At 62.4% G+C, this 16,625-nt stretch carries 21 protein-coding genes; 7 read left to right on the forward strand and 14 right to left on the reverse strand.

All coding sequences use genetic code 11. The annotated features are described in order from the left end of the window. Nucleotides 1-23 precede the first annotated feature (23 nt). Nucleotides 24-434: a UCP034077 family protein gene (locus tag NKJ18_RS33030; protein ID WP_502906168.1), complete on the forward strand. Its 411-nt coding sequence runs from the start codon at nt 24-26 to the stop codon at nt 432-434. Nucleotides 435-491: 57 nt separating this feature from the next. Here NKJ18_RS33030 and NKJ18_RS19670 read toward each other — a convergent pair whose 3' ends face one another. Beyond that, on the reverse strand, nt 492-1,760 hold the full coding sequence (locus NKJ18_RS19670; protein ID WP_023684881.1) for a multidrug effflux MFS transporter: 1,269 nt from the start codon (nt 1,758-1,760) through the stop codon (nt 492-494). A 117-nt stretch (nt 1,761-1,877) separates the two neighbouring features. Then, on the reverse strand, nt 1,878-2,213 hold the full coding sequence (gene grxD, locus NKJ18_RS19675) for a Grx4 family monothiol glutaredoxin (protein ID WP_023669102.1): 336 nt from the start codon (nt 2,211-2,213) through the stop codon (nt 1,878-1,880). A gap of 144 nt (nt 2,214-2,357) precedes the next feature. Between grxD and NKJ18_RS19680 the strand changes: the two genes are divergently transcribed. Further along, complete coding sequence (locus NKJ18_RS19680; RefSeq protein ID WP_352759298.1) at nt 2,358-3,206, forward strand: phosphodiester glycosidase family protein; 849 nt, start codon at nt 2,358-2,360, stop codon at nt 3,204-3,206. Nucleotides 3,207-3,218: 12 nt separating this feature from the next. On the opposite strand, the gene NKJ18_RS19685 is transcribed toward NKJ18_RS19680, so the two are convergent. The 3 genes from NKJ18_RS19685 to purL all read right to left on the reverse strand — a co-directional run bounded on the left by NKJ18_RS19685 (nt 3,219) and on the right by purL (nt 6,413). Beyond that, nucleotides 3,219-3,452, reverse strand: a complete 234-nt coding sequence (locus tag NKJ18_RS19685; RefSeq protein WP_010909092.1) for a BolA/IbaG family iron-sulfur metabolism protein — start codon at nt 3,450-3,452, stop codon at nt 3,219-3,221. A gap of 208 nt (nt 3,453-3,660) precedes the next feature. Then, nucleotides 3,661-4,185, reverse strand: coding sequence for a hypothetical protein (locus tag NKJ18_RS19690; RefSeq protein WP_352759300.1), 525 nt, complete (start codon nt 4,183-4,185; stop codon nt 3,661-3,663). Beyond that, the gene (gene purL, locus NKJ18_RS19695; protein ID WP_352759303.1) at nt 4,182-6,413 is read right to left on the reverse strand and encodes a phosphoribosylformylglycinamidine synthase subunit PurL; all 2,232 of its coding nucleotides are present in this window, start codon (nt 6,411-6,413) and stop codon (nt 4,182-4,184) included. Before purL ends, NKJ18_RS19690 begins: the two co-directional genes overlap by 4 nt. Nucleotides 6,414-6,602: 189 nt before the next feature. On the opposite strand from purL, the gene NKJ18_RS19700 reads away from it, so the two are divergent. Further along, complete coding sequence (locus NKJ18_RS19700; protein ID WP_023669098.1) at nt 6,603-6,767, forward strand: hypothetical protein; 165 nt, start codon at nt 6,603-6,605, stop codon at nt 6,765-6,767. Nucleotides 6,768-6,809: 42 nt separating this feature from the next. Here the strand turns inward: NKJ18_RS19700 and NKJ18_RS19705 are convergent, their stop codons facing one another. Then, nucleotides 6,810-8,222, reverse strand: coding sequence for an aminotransferase-like domain-containing protein (locus tag NKJ18_RS19705; RefSeq protein ID WP_023684885.1), 1,413 nt, complete (start codon nt 8,220-8,222; stop codon nt 6,810-6,812). Nucleotides 8,223-8,315: 93 nt separating this feature from the next. Between NKJ18_RS19705 and NKJ18_RS19710 the strand changes: the two genes are divergently transcribed. Further along, nucleotides 8,316-8,555 (forward strand): DUF1127 domain-containing protein, encoded by a 240-nt coding sequence (locus NKJ18_RS19710; RefSeq protein WP_023706460.1) that lies wholly within the window; start codon nt 8,316-8,318, stop codon nt 8,553-8,555. 15 nt (nt 8,556-8,570) lie between these two features. On the opposite strand, the gene NKJ18_RS19715 is transcribed toward NKJ18_RS19710, so the two are convergent. The 5 genes from NKJ18_RS19715 to purC form a co-directional block, all read right to left on the reverse strand. Next, complete coding sequence (locus NKJ18_RS19715) at nt 8,571-9,215, reverse strand: Pr6Pr family membrane protein (protein WP_352759358.1); 645 nt, start codon at nt 9,213-9,215, stop codon at nt 8,571-8,573. A 4-nt stretch (nt 9,216-9,219) separates the two neighbouring features. Continuing rightward, nucleotides 9,220-9,630: a hypothetical protein gene (locus NKJ18_RS19720; RefSeq protein WP_023669094.1), complete on the reverse strand. Its 411-nt coding sequence runs from the start codon at nt 9,628-9,630 to the stop codon at nt 9,220-9,222. Nucleotides 9,631-9,671: 41 nt separating this feature from the next. Next, nucleotides 9,672-10,340 (reverse strand): phosphoribosylformylglycinamidine synthase subunit PurQ, encoded by a 669-nt coding sequence (gene purQ, locus NKJ18_RS19725; protein ID WP_023684888.1) that lies wholly within the window; start codon nt 10,338-10,340, stop codon nt 9,672-9,674. A gap of 1 nt (nt 10,341) precedes the next feature. Beyond that, entirely contained in the window at nt 10,342-10,584 is a 243-nt protein-coding gene (purS, locus tag NKJ18_RS19730; protein ID WP_023669092.1) for a phosphoribosylformylglycinamidine synthase subunit PurS, read from the reverse strand. An 88-nt stretch (nt 10,585-10,672) separates the two neighbouring features. Continuing rightward, nucleotides 10,673-11,467, reverse strand: a complete 795-nt coding sequence (purC, locus tag NKJ18_RS19735) for a phosphoribosylaminoimidazolesuccinocarboxamide synthase (protein WP_013532127.1) — start codon at nt 11,465-11,467, stop codon at nt 10,673-10,675. Between the two features lie 275 nt (nt 11,468-11,742). Between purC and NKJ18_RS19740 the strand changes: the two genes are divergently transcribed. Together NKJ18_RS19740 and NKJ18_RS19745 are read left to right on the forward strand one after the other, a co-directional pair. Continuing rightward, nucleotides 11,743-12,063, forward strand: coding sequence for a DUF1476 domain-containing protein (locus NKJ18_RS19740; RefSeq protein ID WP_023669091.1), 321 nt, complete (start codon nt 11,743-11,745; stop codon nt 12,061-12,063). Nucleotides 12,064-12,190: 127 nt separating this feature from the next. Continuing rightward, complete coding sequence (locus NKJ18_RS19745) at nt 12,191-12,964, forward strand: HpcH/HpaI aldolase family protein (protein ID WP_352759305.1); 774 nt, start codon at nt 12,191-12,193, stop codon at nt 12,962-12,964. A 19-nt stretch (nt 12,965-12,983) separates the two neighbouring features. Here NKJ18_RS19745 and NKJ18_RS19750 read toward each other — a convergent pair whose 3' ends face one another. Then, nucleotides 12,984-13,538 carry an RBBP9/YdeN family alpha/beta hydrolase gene (locus tag NKJ18_RS19750; protein ID WP_023669089.1) on the reverse strand — a complete coding sequence of 185 codons (555 nt, stop codon included), beginning with the start codon at nt 13,536-13,538 and terminating at the stop codon, nt 12,984-12,986. 194 nt (nt 13,539-13,732) lie between these two features. On the opposite strand from NKJ18_RS19750, the gene NKJ18_RS19755 reads away from it, so the two are divergent. Beyond that, nucleotides 13,733-14,548, forward strand: a complete 816-nt coding sequence (locus NKJ18_RS19755; protein ID WP_352759307.1) for a VOC family protein — start codon at nt 13,733-13,735, stop codon at nt 14,546-14,548. 14 nt (nt 14,549-14,562) lie between these two features. Here the strand turns inward: NKJ18_RS19755 and NKJ18_RS19760 are convergent, their stop codons facing one another. Together NKJ18_RS19760 and purB are read right to left on the reverse strand one after the other, a co-directional pair. After that, complete coding sequence (locus NKJ18_RS19760) at nt 14,563-15,291, reverse strand: metallophosphoesterase family protein (RefSeq protein ID WP_352759309.1); 729 nt, start codon at nt 15,289-15,291, stop codon at nt 14,563-14,565. An 8-nt stretch (nt 15,292-15,299) separates the two neighbouring features. Then, entirely contained in the window at nt 15,300-16,601 is a 1,302-nt protein-coding gene (gene purB, locus NKJ18_RS19765; protein WP_023734535.1) for an adenylosuccinate lyase, read from the reverse strand. Nucleotides 16,602-16,625: the final 24 nt, after the last annotated feature.

A 16,625-nucleotide genomic window follows, 5' to 3' on the forward strand; every position in this document is an offset into this window, starting at 1 on the left:
CTCGCGAAGTCGGAAGCTGCGAAATGAAACATCGGTCCGCAATTGTTGCAACGGCGCTTGCACTTGCCTTGGCCGCCGCTGGCGCCACTGAGGCAAGATCGCAGGAACGCGCGTGCGGCAGGCGCGATCCCGTCGATACCATAGACGAGATGTTTTCCGCGATCTTTGCCTGTTGGCAGCCGCCGCCTGGAAGTGCTGGCATGACCCTGACGCTGAGTTTCTCAATTCGCAAAAACGGCACGCTGATGGGCAAACCGCGCGCCACTTTCTCCCATATGGGAGATGATGCCTCGCTCAACCGGGTCTTTGTCACGTCCGTGCTCGAAGCGCTCGACAAGGCTCTGCCGATGCCGCTGTCGGACAGCATGGGTGGCGCCATCGCAGGGCGCCCGCTGTTCCCTCGTTTCACGGCAGTGATTGGCGGCGCATCCTGAAACGCGTCGCATAAAGGTGGATGCGGTTTTGAGACTAACAATGTCAAGGCGCGTCGCTCAATGCAGGTCGGTGACGTGCCCTGAAATGGGTGGGTTGTGCGGCTGGAACATCTTGCCGCGCTCGGCGATCAGGATCATCAGGAGGGCCGCGACCGAGACGGAGCAGAAGCCGGCGGCAAGCGGCGTCACCGTGCCGTTGAAGGCCTGGCCGATCAGCGTGCCGAGGATGCCGCCGAGAAAAGTCTGCATGAAGCCCAGGATGGACGACGCGGTGCCCGCCAGTTGGCCGAGCGGCTCCATCGCGAGCGCGTTGAAATTGGCGCCGAGCGCGCCGAACGGGAGCATCGCACTGGCGAAGAAGGTGATGAACAGCCAGAGTGGCATCTTCATTTGAAGCGAAACGGTGAGCCAGGCAAGGCTGATCACCAGGAACAACAGCAGTGCGCTCTGCGACAGGCGGCGCATGCCGATGCGGCCGACCAGGCGCGAGTTGAGGTAGTTCGAAAAAGCGAGAACGCCGGCGACACCCGCGAAGATGACAGGAAACAATTCGCCGACATGAAAAATGTCGACATAGATCTGCTGTGCGGAGGCGATGAAGCCGAACATGGCGGCGAAAATGAAGGTGCTGGCAAAGGCGTAGCAAAGCGCCATTCGGTTGGTGAGCACGATGCGGAAGCCACCGACGACGGATGAGACTGTCAGCGGCCGGCGGTACTCCGGATGCAGCGTCTCCGGCAGCCGCAGCAGCGACCACGCCGACACGATCAGCGCTCCGACGGCCATGGTGACGAAGATCCAGTGCCATGTTGCGAACAGCATGATGAACTGGCCGATCCCAGGCGCGATCACCGGGATGGCCATGAACACCATGAAGATCAGAGACATCACCTCGGCCATGCGCCGACCGTCGAACGTGTCGCGCACGATCGAGACGGCGATGACGCGGGTCGCCGCCGCACCGATGCCTTGCACCAGCCGGCACAGCAGCAGGACGGCGAATGACGGGGCGATGGCGGCAGCTGCCGCCGCCACGACATAGATCGCCAGCCCGGCAACGAGCGGCGCGCGGCGCCCGAACCGGTCCGAGATCGGTCCGAAGAAAAGCTGTCCGCCACCGAAGCCCAATATATAGGCGGTGATCACATATTGGCGGTGGTTTTCATTTTCGACGCCGAGCGTGGCGCCGATCTGCTGTAGCGCCGGCAGCATGATGTCGATGGCCAGCGAGTTCAACGCCATCAGTGCCGCGCACAGCGCGATGAATTCCCAGCGCGGAATAGGCAATTTGCGTGCCTGTTGCGGCGCTTTTGCTGGCTGGTCCACGGCGGGTCCGATCTTCAAAACGAATATGCGCCGGCATGCCGGCGCATAAGTTCGTCCTCACTCCGATAGGGGAGGTAACATTTTGCCGGGGCGGGGCTGCCCCGTCTCAACTCAGAATCAGGCTGTCGCTTTGACGCTGACGCCCTTGTCGACGAGCAACGTCTGCAACTCGCCTGCCTGGAACATTTCGCGGATGATGTCGCAGCCGCCGACGAATTCGCCCTTGACGTAAAGCTGCGGGATCGTCGGCCAGTTCGAATATTCCTTGATGCCTTGGCGCAGTTCGGCCGAGGTCAGCACGTCGACGCCCTTATAGTCGGCTCCGATGTAATCGAGGATCTGGACGACCTGGCCGGAAAAGCCGCACTGCGGAAAACCGGGCGTGCCCTTCATGAAAAGGACGACGTCGTTGCCCTTCACTTCGCTGTCGATGTAGTCGTTGATGCCGCTCATGAGATATCCTTTCACGCCTGTGGGAGTCAGGCTCGAAGCATAGCCATCAAATAAACCCATAGATGGGCCGAAACAAGATGTTTGCGCCGCCGTCGCGGAAATGGCGCAAAGGATCGCCTGTCTTGGGCCAAGCATCCGAGCCGATTGCAGCCTTCGGAACATGATGAAAAGACGATATGGCGCCGCCCTTCGATCGCCATCCTGCTGGCGGCGATTGCCGTTGTCTGGTGGCCGAGACGCCCGGAGCCGCCGCCGCTGGTCATTGGCGGTGACCTGCCCGCGCCTTGCCGGAATGTCGCCTTCGAGGCGGTGACCTATGTCGTTTGCGAGATCGATCTTCGCGCCGACAGCATCGGTGTTTTCCACGCCGGCGCCGATGGCAAGCCTTTTGGTTCGCTCGAAGCCTTCGACAAGGCGGTTGCGGGCGAGGGGAGGCCGGTGCTGCTCGCCATGAATGGCGGCATGTATCACGAGGATTTGTCGCCGGTCGGCCTGCTGGTCGAGGACGGCAGCGAAAAGTCACGGCTCAATCTTGCCGACGGCGAAGGCAATTTCTTCCTGAAACCGAACGGCGTCTTTCTGGTGGGCAATGACGGCAAGGCGGCTGTCATGGAAAGCAACGCCTATGCGGTCACCAAACGCGATGTTGCCTTCGCCACGCAGTCCGGCCCGATGCTGGTGATCGATGGCAAGATTCACCCACGCTTCGAGCCGAACGGAACCTCGCGCTACATCCGCAACGGCGTCGGCGTGCGCGATGAAAACACCGTTTTGCAGGTGATCTCGCGGTCTGAGGTCAGTTTCGGCAGCTTTGCGCGGCTGTTTCGCGACGCGCTACAATGCCGCAACGCGCTGTTCCTCGACGGCGCGGTCTCCGCGCTGTCGGATGGGAAAAGAATGATCGTCGGCGGAAAATACCCGGCGGGCCCGATCATCTCAGTGTCGGCGAAGCCGATCACGTCAGTGTCGGCGAAGCAGCCGCAGAAACATTAGGCCAGTCTGGCTTCAGTCCGGCACGCTGGTCTGCAGGGCCAGCGCGTGCAGCACGCCGCCCATATTGCCCTTCAGCGCATCATAGACCATTTGGTGCTGCTGGACGCGGCTCTTTCCGCGGAAGCTTTCGGCCACCACTTCGGCTGCATAGTGATCGCCGTCACCGGCGAGGTCGCGGATCGTCACCTTGGCGTCCGGAATGCCGTCCTTGATCAGTTTTTCGATGTCGTGGGCATCCATTGCCATGGCAAAATCCTGTTCTGGGCGGCTAGGCAGCTTGTACGAAGTGACTCGGCCGTAAGCCTAAAGCCTTTCTGGTTCGGATTGAAGCCGTTCTATCCCAGACGCGAGGCCTAGAGCATGATCCTAAAAAGTGGGTTCCGGTTTTTGGAAAAGATCATGCTCCATCAAAAGGCTAGATCATGATCAGATTTCAACCAAATCTCATCACGATCTAGCGGTCATCCTGCGGCGGGTGGACCACACCATCCTCGGTGATGTCGTCGCGGGTCGAGAACCCCCGGCCAAGGCTGAACACCAGCACATAGAGCGGAATGTTGATCACCAGGCTGACGATGGGAAGATAGCTCGTCATCTGCCACAAGGGCGAGAAGAATGGTTGGCCGTAGCCGTCGCAGACAAGCGATGAGCCGTATTCCCACAGCGCCCCTATGATCGCTGCGACAGCAAAAAGCTTGATGCAGGTGACGACATGCCTTGCGCGCGCCGGGTCCGGCAAAAGCCGGCTCCAAAGTACCAGGCAGATGATCGGAACCGCATAAAGAAGGTTCTGCAGGACCAGCATCAGAAGCGTGCCGTTGGCTGCCTCAAGGAACTGCTCACGCCGTTCCAACAGCGGACAAACCTCGCTCGAGGTCGTCGACAGCAGGAAGAAAACAAACGGGCCGAGGAACCAGAAGAAGAACAGCGACGGCCAGAAGACGACTGCGATCAGCGTCCGGGCAGCCAGGCTGGTCAACTGGCCTTGTCCATAAAGCCAGGGAACCAGCCTTCGTGGGCGGCGGTCAATTCGCTGACCGGGATCGCCCTGGCATCGCCTAGCTTCAGCTCACTTCCGCCGGTCGAGCCGATCCATGGCGCGAAGATGCCGAGCTTGCTCTGTTCCTCGCGGATGGCGTCCCACTCCTTGCTTTGCGGATCGACCGACAGCGTCAGGAGATAACGGCCCTGGTCCTCGCCGAACCAGACCGGGATCGGGTCGGTGCCGGCAAGGCCTGGAATGGTGGCGCCGATGCCGGACGCCATTGCCATTTCGGCCAGCGCTATCGCCAGGCCGCCATCGGAAAGGTCATGCGCCGCGGTGACGACGCCCGACGCGATCAGCGCGCGCACGTGGTCGCCGACGCGCTTTTCATGGGCGAGGTCGACGGGTGGCGGCGGCCCGTCGGTCCGACCGTGAATGTCTCTGAAATAGGCGGACTGGCCGAGATGGCTGCCCCAGCTTGGGGGCGCGCCGACCAGCAGGATCATCTGGCCCTCGGCGGCAAAGCCGATACGGGTCATCTTCGACCAGTCGGCAATCAGCCCCACGCCGCCGATGGTCGGCGTCGGCAGGATACCTTGGCCATTGGTTTCATTGTAGAGCGAGACATTGCCCGACACGATCGGGAACCCGAGCGCCCGGCAGGCATCGCCAATGCCTTTCACCGCGCCGACCAGCTGGCCCATGATCTCGGGCCGTTCCGGATTGCCGAAATTGAGGTTGTCGGTGGCCGCCAGCGGCAGCGCGCCGGTGGCGGTAAGGTTGCGCCAGCATTCGGCCACCGCCTGCTTGCCGCCTTCATACGGGTCGGCCTCGCAATAGCGCGGCGTCACGTCGGAGGAGAAGGCGAGCGCCTTGGTCGGATGGCCTTCGACGCGCACCACGCCGGCGTCGCCGCCTGGAAGCTGCAGCGAATTGCCCTGGATCAGCGTGTCGTACTGCTCCCACACCCAGCGGCGCGACGACAGGTCCGGCCCGCCGAGCAGTTTCAACAGCGCATCGGCGACATCGGCCTTCGGCGCATCGCCGGCGTCAAGCGCCGCAGGCTTCTTCGGCTCGACCCAGGGGCGGTCATATTCCGGCGCCTTGTCGCCAAGGTCCTTGATCGGCAGATTGGCGACCTCGTCACCCTGGTGAATGACGCGGAAGCGCAGATCGTCGGTGGTCTTGCCGACTATGGCGAAGTCGAGGCCCCATTTGTGGAAGATCGCCTCGGCTTCCTTTTCCTTCTCGGGGCGCAGCACCATCAGCATGCGCTCCTGGCTCTCGGACAGCATCATCTCATAGGCGCTCATGCGCTCTTCGCGCACCGGCACCTGGTCGAGGTGAAGCTCGATGCCGAGGTCGCCCTTGGCGCCCATCTCGACCGCCGAACAGGTGAGGCCGGCCGCCCCCATGTCCTGGATGGCGATAACGGCGCCAGACGCCATCAGCTCAAGACAGGCTTCGAGCAGGCATTTTTCGGTGAAGGGATCGCCGACCTGCACGGTCGGGCGCTTCTCGTCGATCTTGTCGTCGAACTCGGCCGAGGCCATCGTGGCGCCGCCGACGCCGTCGCGGCCGGTCTTGGCGCCGAGATAGACGACCGGCAGGCCGACGCCCTTGGCTTCCGACAGGAAGATCGCATCGGTCTTGGCGAGGCCCGCGGCAAAGGCGTTGACCAGGATGTTGCCGTTGTAGCGGGCGTCGAAATTGACCTCGCCGCCGACCGTCGGCACGCCGAACGCATTGCCGTAGCCGCCGACGCCGGAAACCACGCCGCTGACCAGGTGCCTGGTCTTGGGATGGTCCGGTGCGCCGAAGCGCAAAGCGTTCATCGCCGCAATCGGCCGCGCGCCCATGGTGAAGACATCGCGCAATATGCCGCCGACGCCGGTCGCCGCACCCTGGTAAGGCTCGATGTAGGAGGGATGGTTGTGGCTCTCCATCTTGAAGACGACGCAGTCGCCGTCGCCGATGTCGACCACGCCGGCATTCTCGCCCGGACCCTGGATGACCTGCGGCCCTGTGGTCGGCAGCGTGCGCAACCATTTCTTCGAGGATTTGTAAGAGCAGTGCTCATTCCACATCGCCGAGAAGATGCCGAGTTCGGTAAAGCTCGGTTCGCGCCCGACCAGGTCGAGGATGCGCTGGTATTCGTCGGGCTTGAGCCCGTGGGCGGCGATGAGTTCGGGAGTGATCGGCACGGAATTGGAAATGGTCATGGGCGGCGATTTGTGTCCATGGGGAGAGGGGAATTTGAGTCCCCTCATATCGCAAGCTTTGGCGTGATACACCCCATTGGATGACGAAAAACGCCGGAAAACCACAGGGCGACGATGGTAGCGGGGAGCCGCTGGGGAACGCTATGGCATCCCGGCCGTTAGGCCTCAAACCAATCAGGAGATTTCGACATGGCCACCAAGCAAGGCAAGAAAGACAATCGCCTCTCCGACAAGGAGGCCATGCATATTGCCGAGACCACCGACGTTTCGCCCAAGCAGGCCAAGGACCTGGCCGAGAAGCACGGCAAGGACAAGGGCGCGAAGGAAGCCAAAAACTTCAAGGCAGAAGGCTGAACCTGAGATCGGTACGCAGGGGCACGGTTTGGCGCCAACGATTCAGGACGAACTGTCGTAGCCGGCGCGGCCTTCCTCCAGCAGCCGCCGGATCACCGCGACGCCGCCGGTGATGTCCTCGCGCCGCCTTGGCTGCGAGACGCCGAAACGCACGCCGTGAAAAACCTGCTCGGAACGCCCCGCCTTGAACTCGTCCTCGTCGTCGAGGAGCACGCCATTTTCGAGGCATGCGCTCCTGAACGTGCCGGACAGCCAGGGATCGGGCAGCGTCAGCCAGACGAAGGGCACGCTGCCGTGTGACTTGAAGGCGAAACCCGCCAGTGTCTCGCGCACGATGGCGATGCGGGCGGCAATTTCGGCAATGCTGCGTTTGCGGATATCGCCAGCCTGCCCAGACAGCACCAGCCGCGCATTCACCTCCGCCAGCAGGAACGGCATCCCGCCGGTCATCATCTTGTGGGCGACGCGGATGCGATGGCGATAGGCGGGCGGGCAGGAGAGCCAGCCGCCGCGAACACCTGCCGCGACCGATTTCGACAGACCGCCGGCGACAATGGTGCGCTCGGGTGCATATTCGGCGATGAGCGGCGTCGGATCTTCGGTCAGGCCGCCATAGAGATCGTCCTCGATGACGATGACATTGTACGCGCGCGCGACACGAGCGATCGCCTCGCGGCGCGAAACCGACAGGATCGCCAGCGTCGGGTTCTGCACCGTCGGCATCAGGAAGATCATCTTCGGGTGCTTTTGCGCGCAGACGCGTTCGAAATCCTCGGGATCGAGGCCTTCTTCGTCCGATGCCACCAGTGCTATGCGCCGCCCGATCAGCCCGGCGCTGCGGGCGATCTGCGAATAGGTGAGGTGCTCGAAGGCGACATAGTCGCCCGGTGTGGTCAGTGCCGCAATCGCCGCCATCACCGCGGCATGTGTGCCAAGCGTGGGAACGATGGTGTCGGCCGCCGGACGGAACGAATTGCGCGACAGCCAGCGGGCGCCGGCCTCGAACCAGCGCTCCGGAAAATCCCTGGTGTAGCTCGAAATCTCGTGCGGGTGATCCTGCACCGTGCGCGAGAGCATGTCAGCGACAATGGCGCCCTGGCCGATGTCGGGCGCGGCAGTGCTGTCGAAACGCAGCTTGCCGGGCGGTGCATCGACATAGCGCGTGCCTTGCACGGCCGGCTCGGCGAATTCGGGTGACGCCGCTTCCGATTGCTGCGCCAGCACATAGGTCCCGCGTCCGACTTCGCCGCTCACCAGCCCGCGTTCGCGCAGCAGCTGATAGGCCCGGCCGATCGTGCCGACCGTCGTGCCGATGTCATAGGCGAGATCGCGCTGCGGCGGCAATTTTGCCCCGGCATCGATAACGCCCTTGTCGATGTCCGACTCGATGCTGTCGGCAAGGCGCTGGTAAAGCGGGCCGGAACCGATGGTGAGGTCAGGGAGCCAATTTGTCATGGTGACAATTCTGTATATTGCACCAGATCGGGTGTCAATGCATATCAGAACCGTACCAAGATGGGTACAATTTGCAAGGTTGGCAGAAAAACAATGGATACAATCGAGACAATCCGCTGCGCGGGCATTGAATTGGTCGGGCCGTCCAGCCGGCGAGGCTTTGTCGGCCGGATCGTGCATGTGGTCAGATCGCTGGCGCGATGGATCGAAGCGTTGATCGAGCGCCGTCGCGGCCGCCTGGCCTTGCTGGAAATGACCGACGAGCAGCTCAGGGATATCGGTGTTTCGCGTGGCGACGCCTACCGTGAAGGGATCCGACGGCTCTGGGACTGACCCGGAGCCGGTTCGTCAACGACGGGTGCGCGGAGCCCTGAGGCGTGAGACGCCCCTATCGGCAAGCACGGCGAGGATGCACAGCACCAGGAAAACACCGGTGACGGCCAGCGCCGCAAGGGCGACGCTGGCCGCGCCGTTTTTCGCAACGTCGAGGAACGGGTAGGGCACTTCGCCTGCGATCGGTGCGCGCGCCAGCGCATAGGCGAGATAGGGGATCGGAAAGGCCATCCACCACGAAATGTCGCTCCAGCGTGTCCTGCCGTCAGCGCCTGCAACAAGCCACCACAGCACGAACAGCACCGGCGTCACATAGTGCAGCAGCACGTCACAGAGCAGGAACAGCCGCTGCGGCTGCCAGAGCTGCGCCAGAACTGTCGCGTAGACGATGAAGACCAGGGCGATGGAAGCCGCCACGCCCGCCCGCATCCGCGGCCCGGCAAAGGCCGGCAGCCAGGCGTAGCCCGAAGGCGACAGCAGCGAGACATGGACCAGCACTGCACCGATGTTGGTCAGGATGGTGAAGAAGCTGAACAGAAAGACGATGGAGCCGAGAAAACTGCGGCCGGTTTCCATCGATGCCGGGATGGTGATGCACGCTTGCAGGACAAGCCCGGCCAGACCGATGATCAATCCCGCAAACTGCAGGAAGCGGCCCATGGCGTCAGGCGGCCGCGTTGCAGGAGGGGTTGCCCGTTTGCCAGCGCGCAATGTCGGATCCGATGCGCGCGCCGAGCGGATCGTCCATCAGCGGACCGAACACGTCGACGCGGCTGGAATTGCCTTGCGCCTGGACGACCAGCAGCGGCTTGCCGCCATAATGCTTGGCCGGCACCAGCAGGAAGCGGGGCGTGCCGCTGAACGAATTCAGCTCATTGGCCATCTGATAGGATTTGAAGGCGGGATCCTTGCTGGCGATCCAGCATTTGTGGGCCGATATCGCTACCTGTTCCATGGCCAGCAGCGAAGCGCTCTTGCCCGTGGGGACCGGCGCGCTCTTCGGGCTGGACTGGCAGGACGCCAACGCCAAGCCGGCAGCAGCCAGGGGACCTAGGCGAACAATCGTCAGTCTCATGGTCAACCGCCTTCGCGTTTTGAAAGGAATTCGAAGAGATATCAGGCGGCGATGCCGAGTGCGCCTTCGAACAGCGCCCGGCCGTCGCTTCCGCCATGCGCGGCCTCGATCAGGTTTTCCGGATGCGGCATCAGGCCGAGCACATTGCCCTTCTCGCTGATGATGCCGGCAATGTCGTTGATCGAGCCATTGGGATTGGTGCCTTCGGCATAGCGGAACACAACCTGTCCTTCGCCCTCGAGGCGCGCAAGCGTGTCGGCATCGGCGAAATAATTGCCGTCATGATGCGCAACCGGCGTGCGGATGATTTGGCCCGGCTGATAGCGGCGGGTGAACATGGTGTTGGCGTTGGCGATCTGCAGCTTCACCTCACGGCAAACGAATTTCAGCGAAGCATTGCGCATCAGCGCGCCGGGCAGCAGGCCGGCCTCGACCAGAATCTGGAATCCGTTGCAGACGCCAATGACCATGACGCCCTTGGCGGCCTTTTCAGCGACTGCCCGCATCACCGGCATCCGCGCGGCAATCGCGCCGCAGCGCAGATAATCGCCGAAGGAGAAGCCGCCGGGAATGGCGATCAGGTCGACATCGGGGATTTCGGTGTCGGTCTGCCAGACGGTCGCCGGCGCCTGCCCGGAAATCTTGGTCAGCGCCGCAATCATGTCGCGGTCGCGGTTGAGGCCGGGGAGAAGAACGACAGCTGATTTCATATCAAGCGATCTCCACCGCGTAATTCTCGATCACCGTATTCGCCAGCAGCTTGTCGCACATGGCTTTCAGATCGGCTTCAGCCTTGGCCTTGTCGGTCTCTGAGAGCTCGAGGTCGAAGACCTTGCCCTGCCGCACCTGGCCGACGCCGCCGAACCCCAGTCCGGACAGAGCGTGCTCTATGGCTTTTCCCTGCGGGTCGAGCACGCCGTTCTTGAGGGTGACGGTGATGCGGGCCTTGATCATGCTGGACAGGTTCCTGTTCGAAGACTTAGCAATTCCAGGAAAAGTGTGAAGCGGTTTTCCGTCCGGAATTGCGTCAAGAAATGAAGACTTAGTGCGGCTTGCCTTTGAGGCCATCGGTCGAGGCGACGAGCACCGGGCCGGTCGGGCGCGGCGGCTCGTTCTCGTTCATGATGCCAAGGCGGCGGGCAACTTCCTGATAGGCTTCGACGAGGCCGCCCATATCGCGGCGGAAACGGTCCTTGTCGAGCTTGTCCTGCGTTGCCACGTCCCACAGCCGGCACGAATCCGGCGAGATCTCGTCGGCAACGACGATGCGCATCATGTCGCCCTCGAACAGGCGGCCGCATTCGATCTTGAAATCCACGAGTTGGATGCCGACACCCATGAACAGGCCGGAGAGGAAGTCGTTGACGCGGATGGCCAGCGCCATGACGTCGTCGATCTCCTGCGGGCTTGCCCAGCCGAAAGCGGTGATGTGCTCTTCCGACACCATCGGATCGTCGAGCGCATCGGCCTTATAATAGAATTCGATGATCGAGCGCGGCAGAACGGTGCCTTCCTCGATGCCGAGGCGCTTGGACAGCGAGCCGGCGGCGACATTGCGCACCACCACTTCGAGCGGAATGATCTCGACTTCCTTGATCAACTGCTCGCGCATGTTGAGCCGGCGGATGAAGTGGGTCGGAATGCCCATGCGGTTCAGATGGTTGAAGATGTACTCGGAAATGCGGTTGTTGAGCACACCCTTGCCGTCGATGACCTCATGTTTCTTCTTGTTGAATGCGGTCGCATCATCCTTGAAGAACTGGATAAGTGTGCCCGGTTCCGGTCCCTCATAGAGGATCTTGGCCTTGCCTTCATAAATGCGGCGGCGATTTTTCATCTGATTTTTCTCTGGATTTGCGGGCAGGCGGCAAGCGACCAGTTCCTGTCCGTCTGCCTAAATTGGTGCGGCGACGGGTGGGGTTCAATGCCGGGTCTATCCCAATCACAGCGTTTGCTCAATCGGCAAATCCTTTCCATCGACCGCTTTCAGGAATGAAATGCCGCAGCGCAGCAAGCGATGTAGCATATTGACCGGCCCGCGCCCTTTTGGTTTGTGCTGCGGCAGCACACATATCCATCACCAACGCGAATCGATTTCATCGGAGGGAAGCCATGAGCAGCATGAAAGACCGCGAAGAGGGTTTTGAGCGCAAATTCGCCTTCGACGAAGAACTTCGCTTCAAGGCTTCGGCACGCCGCAACAAGGCGCTTGGCCTGTGGGCAGCCGAAAAGCTGGGCAAGTCCGGCACTGACGCCGACGCCTATGCCAAGGAAGTTGTGGTTTCCGACATCGAGGAAGCTGGCGATCACGACGTATTCCGCAAGATCCGCAAGGATTTCGACGCCGCCGGCGTCGACCAGTCGGATCACCAGATCCGCCGCACCATGGACGAACTGATGGCGCAGGCGATCGAGCAGATCAAGAACACCTAGAGCGAGTAGCGCTGGACCAATCGACCGCCCGGTCCAGCCGGGCGGTTTTTCTTTGCCTTTTCAGCCTTTTCCGGCTGAAACTGTGCGTAGGCCTGTTACAAGGCTCTACCCAACGAGGAAAGCACCCATGTCCCTGAAGTCACGCCTGGCGGCGGATGAAACGCTGTTCACCGCCTGGTCCGGCGTTCCGGACGCTTTGACGGTCGAAATCATCGCCAAGCAGGGTTTTGACGCCGTCACGCTCGACATGCAGCATGGCGGACACCACGAAGACTCGGTCTTGCGCGGCCTGGTGCCGGTGCTGGCCGCCAACAAGCCGGCGCTGGTGCGCATTCCGGTCGGCCGCTTCGACATGGCCAGCCGCGCCCTCGATTTCGGTGCCGAGGCGGTGATTGCACCGATGGTGAATTCGGTGGCCGATGCAAAACTCTTTGCCGCGGCGATGAAATATCCGCCGATGGGCGAGCGCTCCTGGGGCCCGACCTATGCTTTTCCGCGCCATGGCAAAGGCGACCACGCCGAATGGCTGCGCGACACCAATCAACGCACCATGGCCTTTGCCATGGTCGAAACGCGCGCCGCACTCGATGCGCTGGACGGCATCCTCGACGCGCCGGGCATTGACGGCATCTTTCTCGGCCCATCGGATTTCTCCATCGCCTGGTCGAATGGCGCCACCGTCAATTCGACGCTGGAAAGCATGATGGAAACCGTCGCCTCCATCGCCGAGCGGACGCGCAAGGCGGGCAAGCATGCGGCGATCTACGTCGTTGAGCCGGCGATTGCCGGCCGCGTCGTGGCGATGGGCTACCGGCTGCTGGCGATGGGCTCGGACCATGCGCTGATTTCGCTCGGCGCAAAGACACTCATCAAAAGCATGAACGATTCGATAAAGGGCTGAGGCGTTGTGCCTTGCCCGGTCAGGCCTTGAGGTCGGTCAGGAACTTGGCGAAGGTCATCGACCCTTCCGGCCAAGGGCCGAAGCCGGCATCCTCATTGAGGTGACCGGTTTCGCCGGCATCGATGAACAGCGAACCCCAGGCGCCGGCAATGTCCTCGGCAACCTCGAAGGCGCAGAACGGATCGTTGCGGCTGGCGATGACGATGGACGGGAAGGGCAGCGGTTCGCGTGCATAGGGGCCAAAGGTCATCAGGTGACGCGGCCTTATCTCCGGGTTGGCGACGTCGGGCGGCGCGACAAAGAACGCACCGGCGACCGGCTTCCTGAACTGCGGAATGGCCTGCACCGCGGCCGCCACGCCCAGGGAATGGGCAACGATCACCACCGGCCGCTCGGCCTCGTTGACAGCGTTCGCCACGCTCGCCGTCCAGTCCTCGCGCACCGGCTTCGACCACTCCGCCTGCTCGACCCGGCGCGCCGTCGACAGTTTCGACTGCCAGCGTGTCTGCCAGTGTTCGGGGCCGGAATTGGTGTAGCCCGGCACGATCAGAATATCTGCGTCTTTGACTTTCATGGCGCTGAGATAGCGAGCGGCCGTGTCTCGTGCAACCCGCGCTGACGCATGCGGTGCATCACAATCGTGAACAACCTGTTCGATTCTTTCCATCTTGTGTGAACGATCAGGATCGACGATTTGAGGCATGAAGAGATGGACAACAGAATAGACTGGTGGCGCGGCCTGGGATAATGCGCTGAACGGAGAGTTTTATGAGCGAACTGCCTTTTGCCGCGACGACCCCCGTCAGCGTGTCACGCGTGGGCCTGAAGGCGCGCGACGCCGAAGGACTTGCCGATTACTACCGGGCTGTTGTCGGCCTGCAGGAATTGAGCCGCGCCGATGGCGCCATCACGCTGGGCGCTGCCGAGCGCCCGCTGCTGGTCATCGAGCCTGACGCAGCGGCCAAGCCCGACGATCCGCGTAGCGCCGGCCTTTTCCACACCGCTTTCCTTCTGCCCAGCCGCGCCGATCTCGGCCGTTGGATAAACCATGCCGCCGCCAACAAGATCCGCATCGAGGGCGCCTCCGACCATCTGGTCAGCGAGGCTTTGTACCTGACCGACCCCGAAGGCAACGGCATTGAAATCTATAGGGACCGTCTGCCGCAGGAGTGGAAGTGGAACGGCGACAAGATCGCCATGGCGACCGAGCGGCTGAATCTGGCCGCCGTGGTTGGCAGCGTGCCGGCCGGTGACGCCGGCTGGCAGGGCGCGCCGCAAAACAGCATTATCGGCCATGTCCATCTGCGCGTCGGCCGGCCGGAAGATGCCGAGGCCTGGTGGCACGACGAATTTGGCTTCGACACGGTCGCTAAGCATGGGGGGCAGGCGGTGTTCCTGTCGTCGGGAGGCTACCACCATCATATCGGTGGCAATTCGTGGCACAGCGCCGGCGCCGGGCGCCGCGATCCGTCCCGCTCAGGGCTGGCCTGGGTCGAGATGCGCTCGGACAAGACAACCGCTGACATCACACGGGAAGATCCGTGGGGCACGGTGATCCGCACCTTGCCAGGCGCCCCAGGCTGAGCGTCTGCTCGGTCTTACAAGGAATTGGCGGCGTAGCCCGTCAGCAGCCCATGCGCCCAGCTGTCGAAGCCGGTGGCTGTCGCGCGGGTGGACGCCTCGGTCCAGTCATAATTGACAACGTGATGGCTGAACGACCATTGTCCGTCCTTGCGCGTAGCGAGGGCGTAGCGGGCATGCGGACTGCCGGTCACGGTCAGGCCGGGGAATGCCTGGACGCCGACGCTGCCCGGATTGAGGATTGTCCGGTTGTCCGACAAGCGCACAACGCGCGGCGTATGTGTATGGCCGCACAAGGTCAGCCCGGCGCCGGCGCTGCCCAGCTTGTGCCTGATCTGCTTTTCATTGGAGGGGTGGAAGTGGCTGCCTCCGCCTTCCTCGAGCAGGAACACGTCGTCGTCACTGGGGCTGCCATGGCAAAGCAGGATGTCCGGGGCAGGCGACAGGGTGACCGGCAAGGCCGAGAGCCAGGTCAGGGATGTCTCAGAGAGGCGTTGGTGGGTGAAAGCATCGACGTCTTCCAACCCGGAAGCAGGCGGCTCGATCAGCACACGGTCGTGATTGCCGCACACGGTCGGCCAATTCTGCGCCATCAGATATTGCGCGGTTTCTTCAGGCCATAGCGGCCCGGAAAGACAATCGCCCAGATTGACGATTATGTCGGGAGAAGCGTCTTTGATCTGCGCATGAACCGCCTCAAGCGCGCACAGATTCCCATGGATGTCGGAAAGGACAGCCAGCCGCATGGAAGATCCTATCCGAAAACCCGCTTGAAGATCGTATCGACATGCTTGGTGTGATAGCCCAGGTCGAATTTCTCGCGGATCTCGGCTTCGGGCAGCGCTGCGGTGACTTCCTTGTCGGCCAACAATTCCTCAAGGAAGTCAGCGCCATGTTCCCATACCTTCATGGCGTTGCGCTGCACCAGGCGGTAGGCGTCCTCGCGGCTGACGCCGGCTTGCGTCAGCGCCAAAAGCACGCGCTGCGAATGCACAAGGCCACGGAACTTGTTCATGTTCTTCAGCATGTTGTCGGGATAGACCAGCAATTTGTCGATGACGCCGGTCAACCGCGACAGCGCGAAATCGAGTGTTATCGTGGCGTCCGGGCCGATCATGCGCTCGACCGAGGAATGCGAAATGTCGCGCTCGTGCCAGAGCGCCACATTCTCCATCGCCGGCAGCGCCATGGAGCGCACCATGCGGGCAAGGCCGGTGAGGTTTTCGGTCAGCACCGGGTTGCGCTTGTGCGGCATTGCCGACGAGCCCTTCTGGCCCGGCGAAAAATACTCTTCCGCTTCCAGCACCTCGGTGCGCTGCAGATGGCGGATCTCGGTCGCCAGCCGCTCGACCGACGAGGCGATGACGCCGAGCGTGGCAAAGAACATGGCATGGCGGTCGCGAGGGATGACCTGCGTCGACACCGGCTCCGGCTTCAGCCCAAGCTTTTTCGCCACATGCTCTTCGACATAGGGATCGATGTTGGCGAAGGTGCCGATCGCGCCCGAGATAGCGCAGGTGGCAATATCCTCTCGCGCGTGCACCAGCCGCTCGCGGCAGCGTGAGAACTCGGCATAGGCCTGCGCCAGCTTGACGCCGAACGTGGTCGGCTCGGCATGAATGCCGTGGCTGCGGCCGATTGTGACGGTGTCCTTGTGCTCGAAGGCCCGGCGCTTCAGCGCGGCGAGCAGGCCGTCGAGGTCGGCCAGCAGGATATCGCTGGCGCGGCCGAGTTGCACCGCAAGGCAGGTGTCGAGAACATCCGACGAGGTCATGCCCTGGTGGATGAAACGCGCATCCGGCCCGACGAATTCGGCGAGATGGGTGAGGAAGGCGATGACGTCGTGCTTGGTCACGGCCTCGATCTCGTCGATCTTGCCGACGTCAAATTTTGCCGCATTGCCCTTTTCCCAGATGGTCTTGGCGGCTTCCCTGGGGATGACGCCGAGCTCAGCCAGCGCATCGCAGGCATGGGCCTCGATTTCGAACCAGATGCGGAAGCGGGTTTCCGGCGACCAGATGGCGACCATTTCCGGCCGGGAATAGCGAGGGATCATCCGTCAGTCCTGATATGTCGGTGG

This window comes from Mesorhizobium sp. M0217, from assembly GCF_040321955.1.
Classification (GTDB): domain Bacteria; phylum Pseudomonadota; class Alphaproteobacteria; order Rhizobiales; family Rhizobiaceae; genus Mesorhizobium.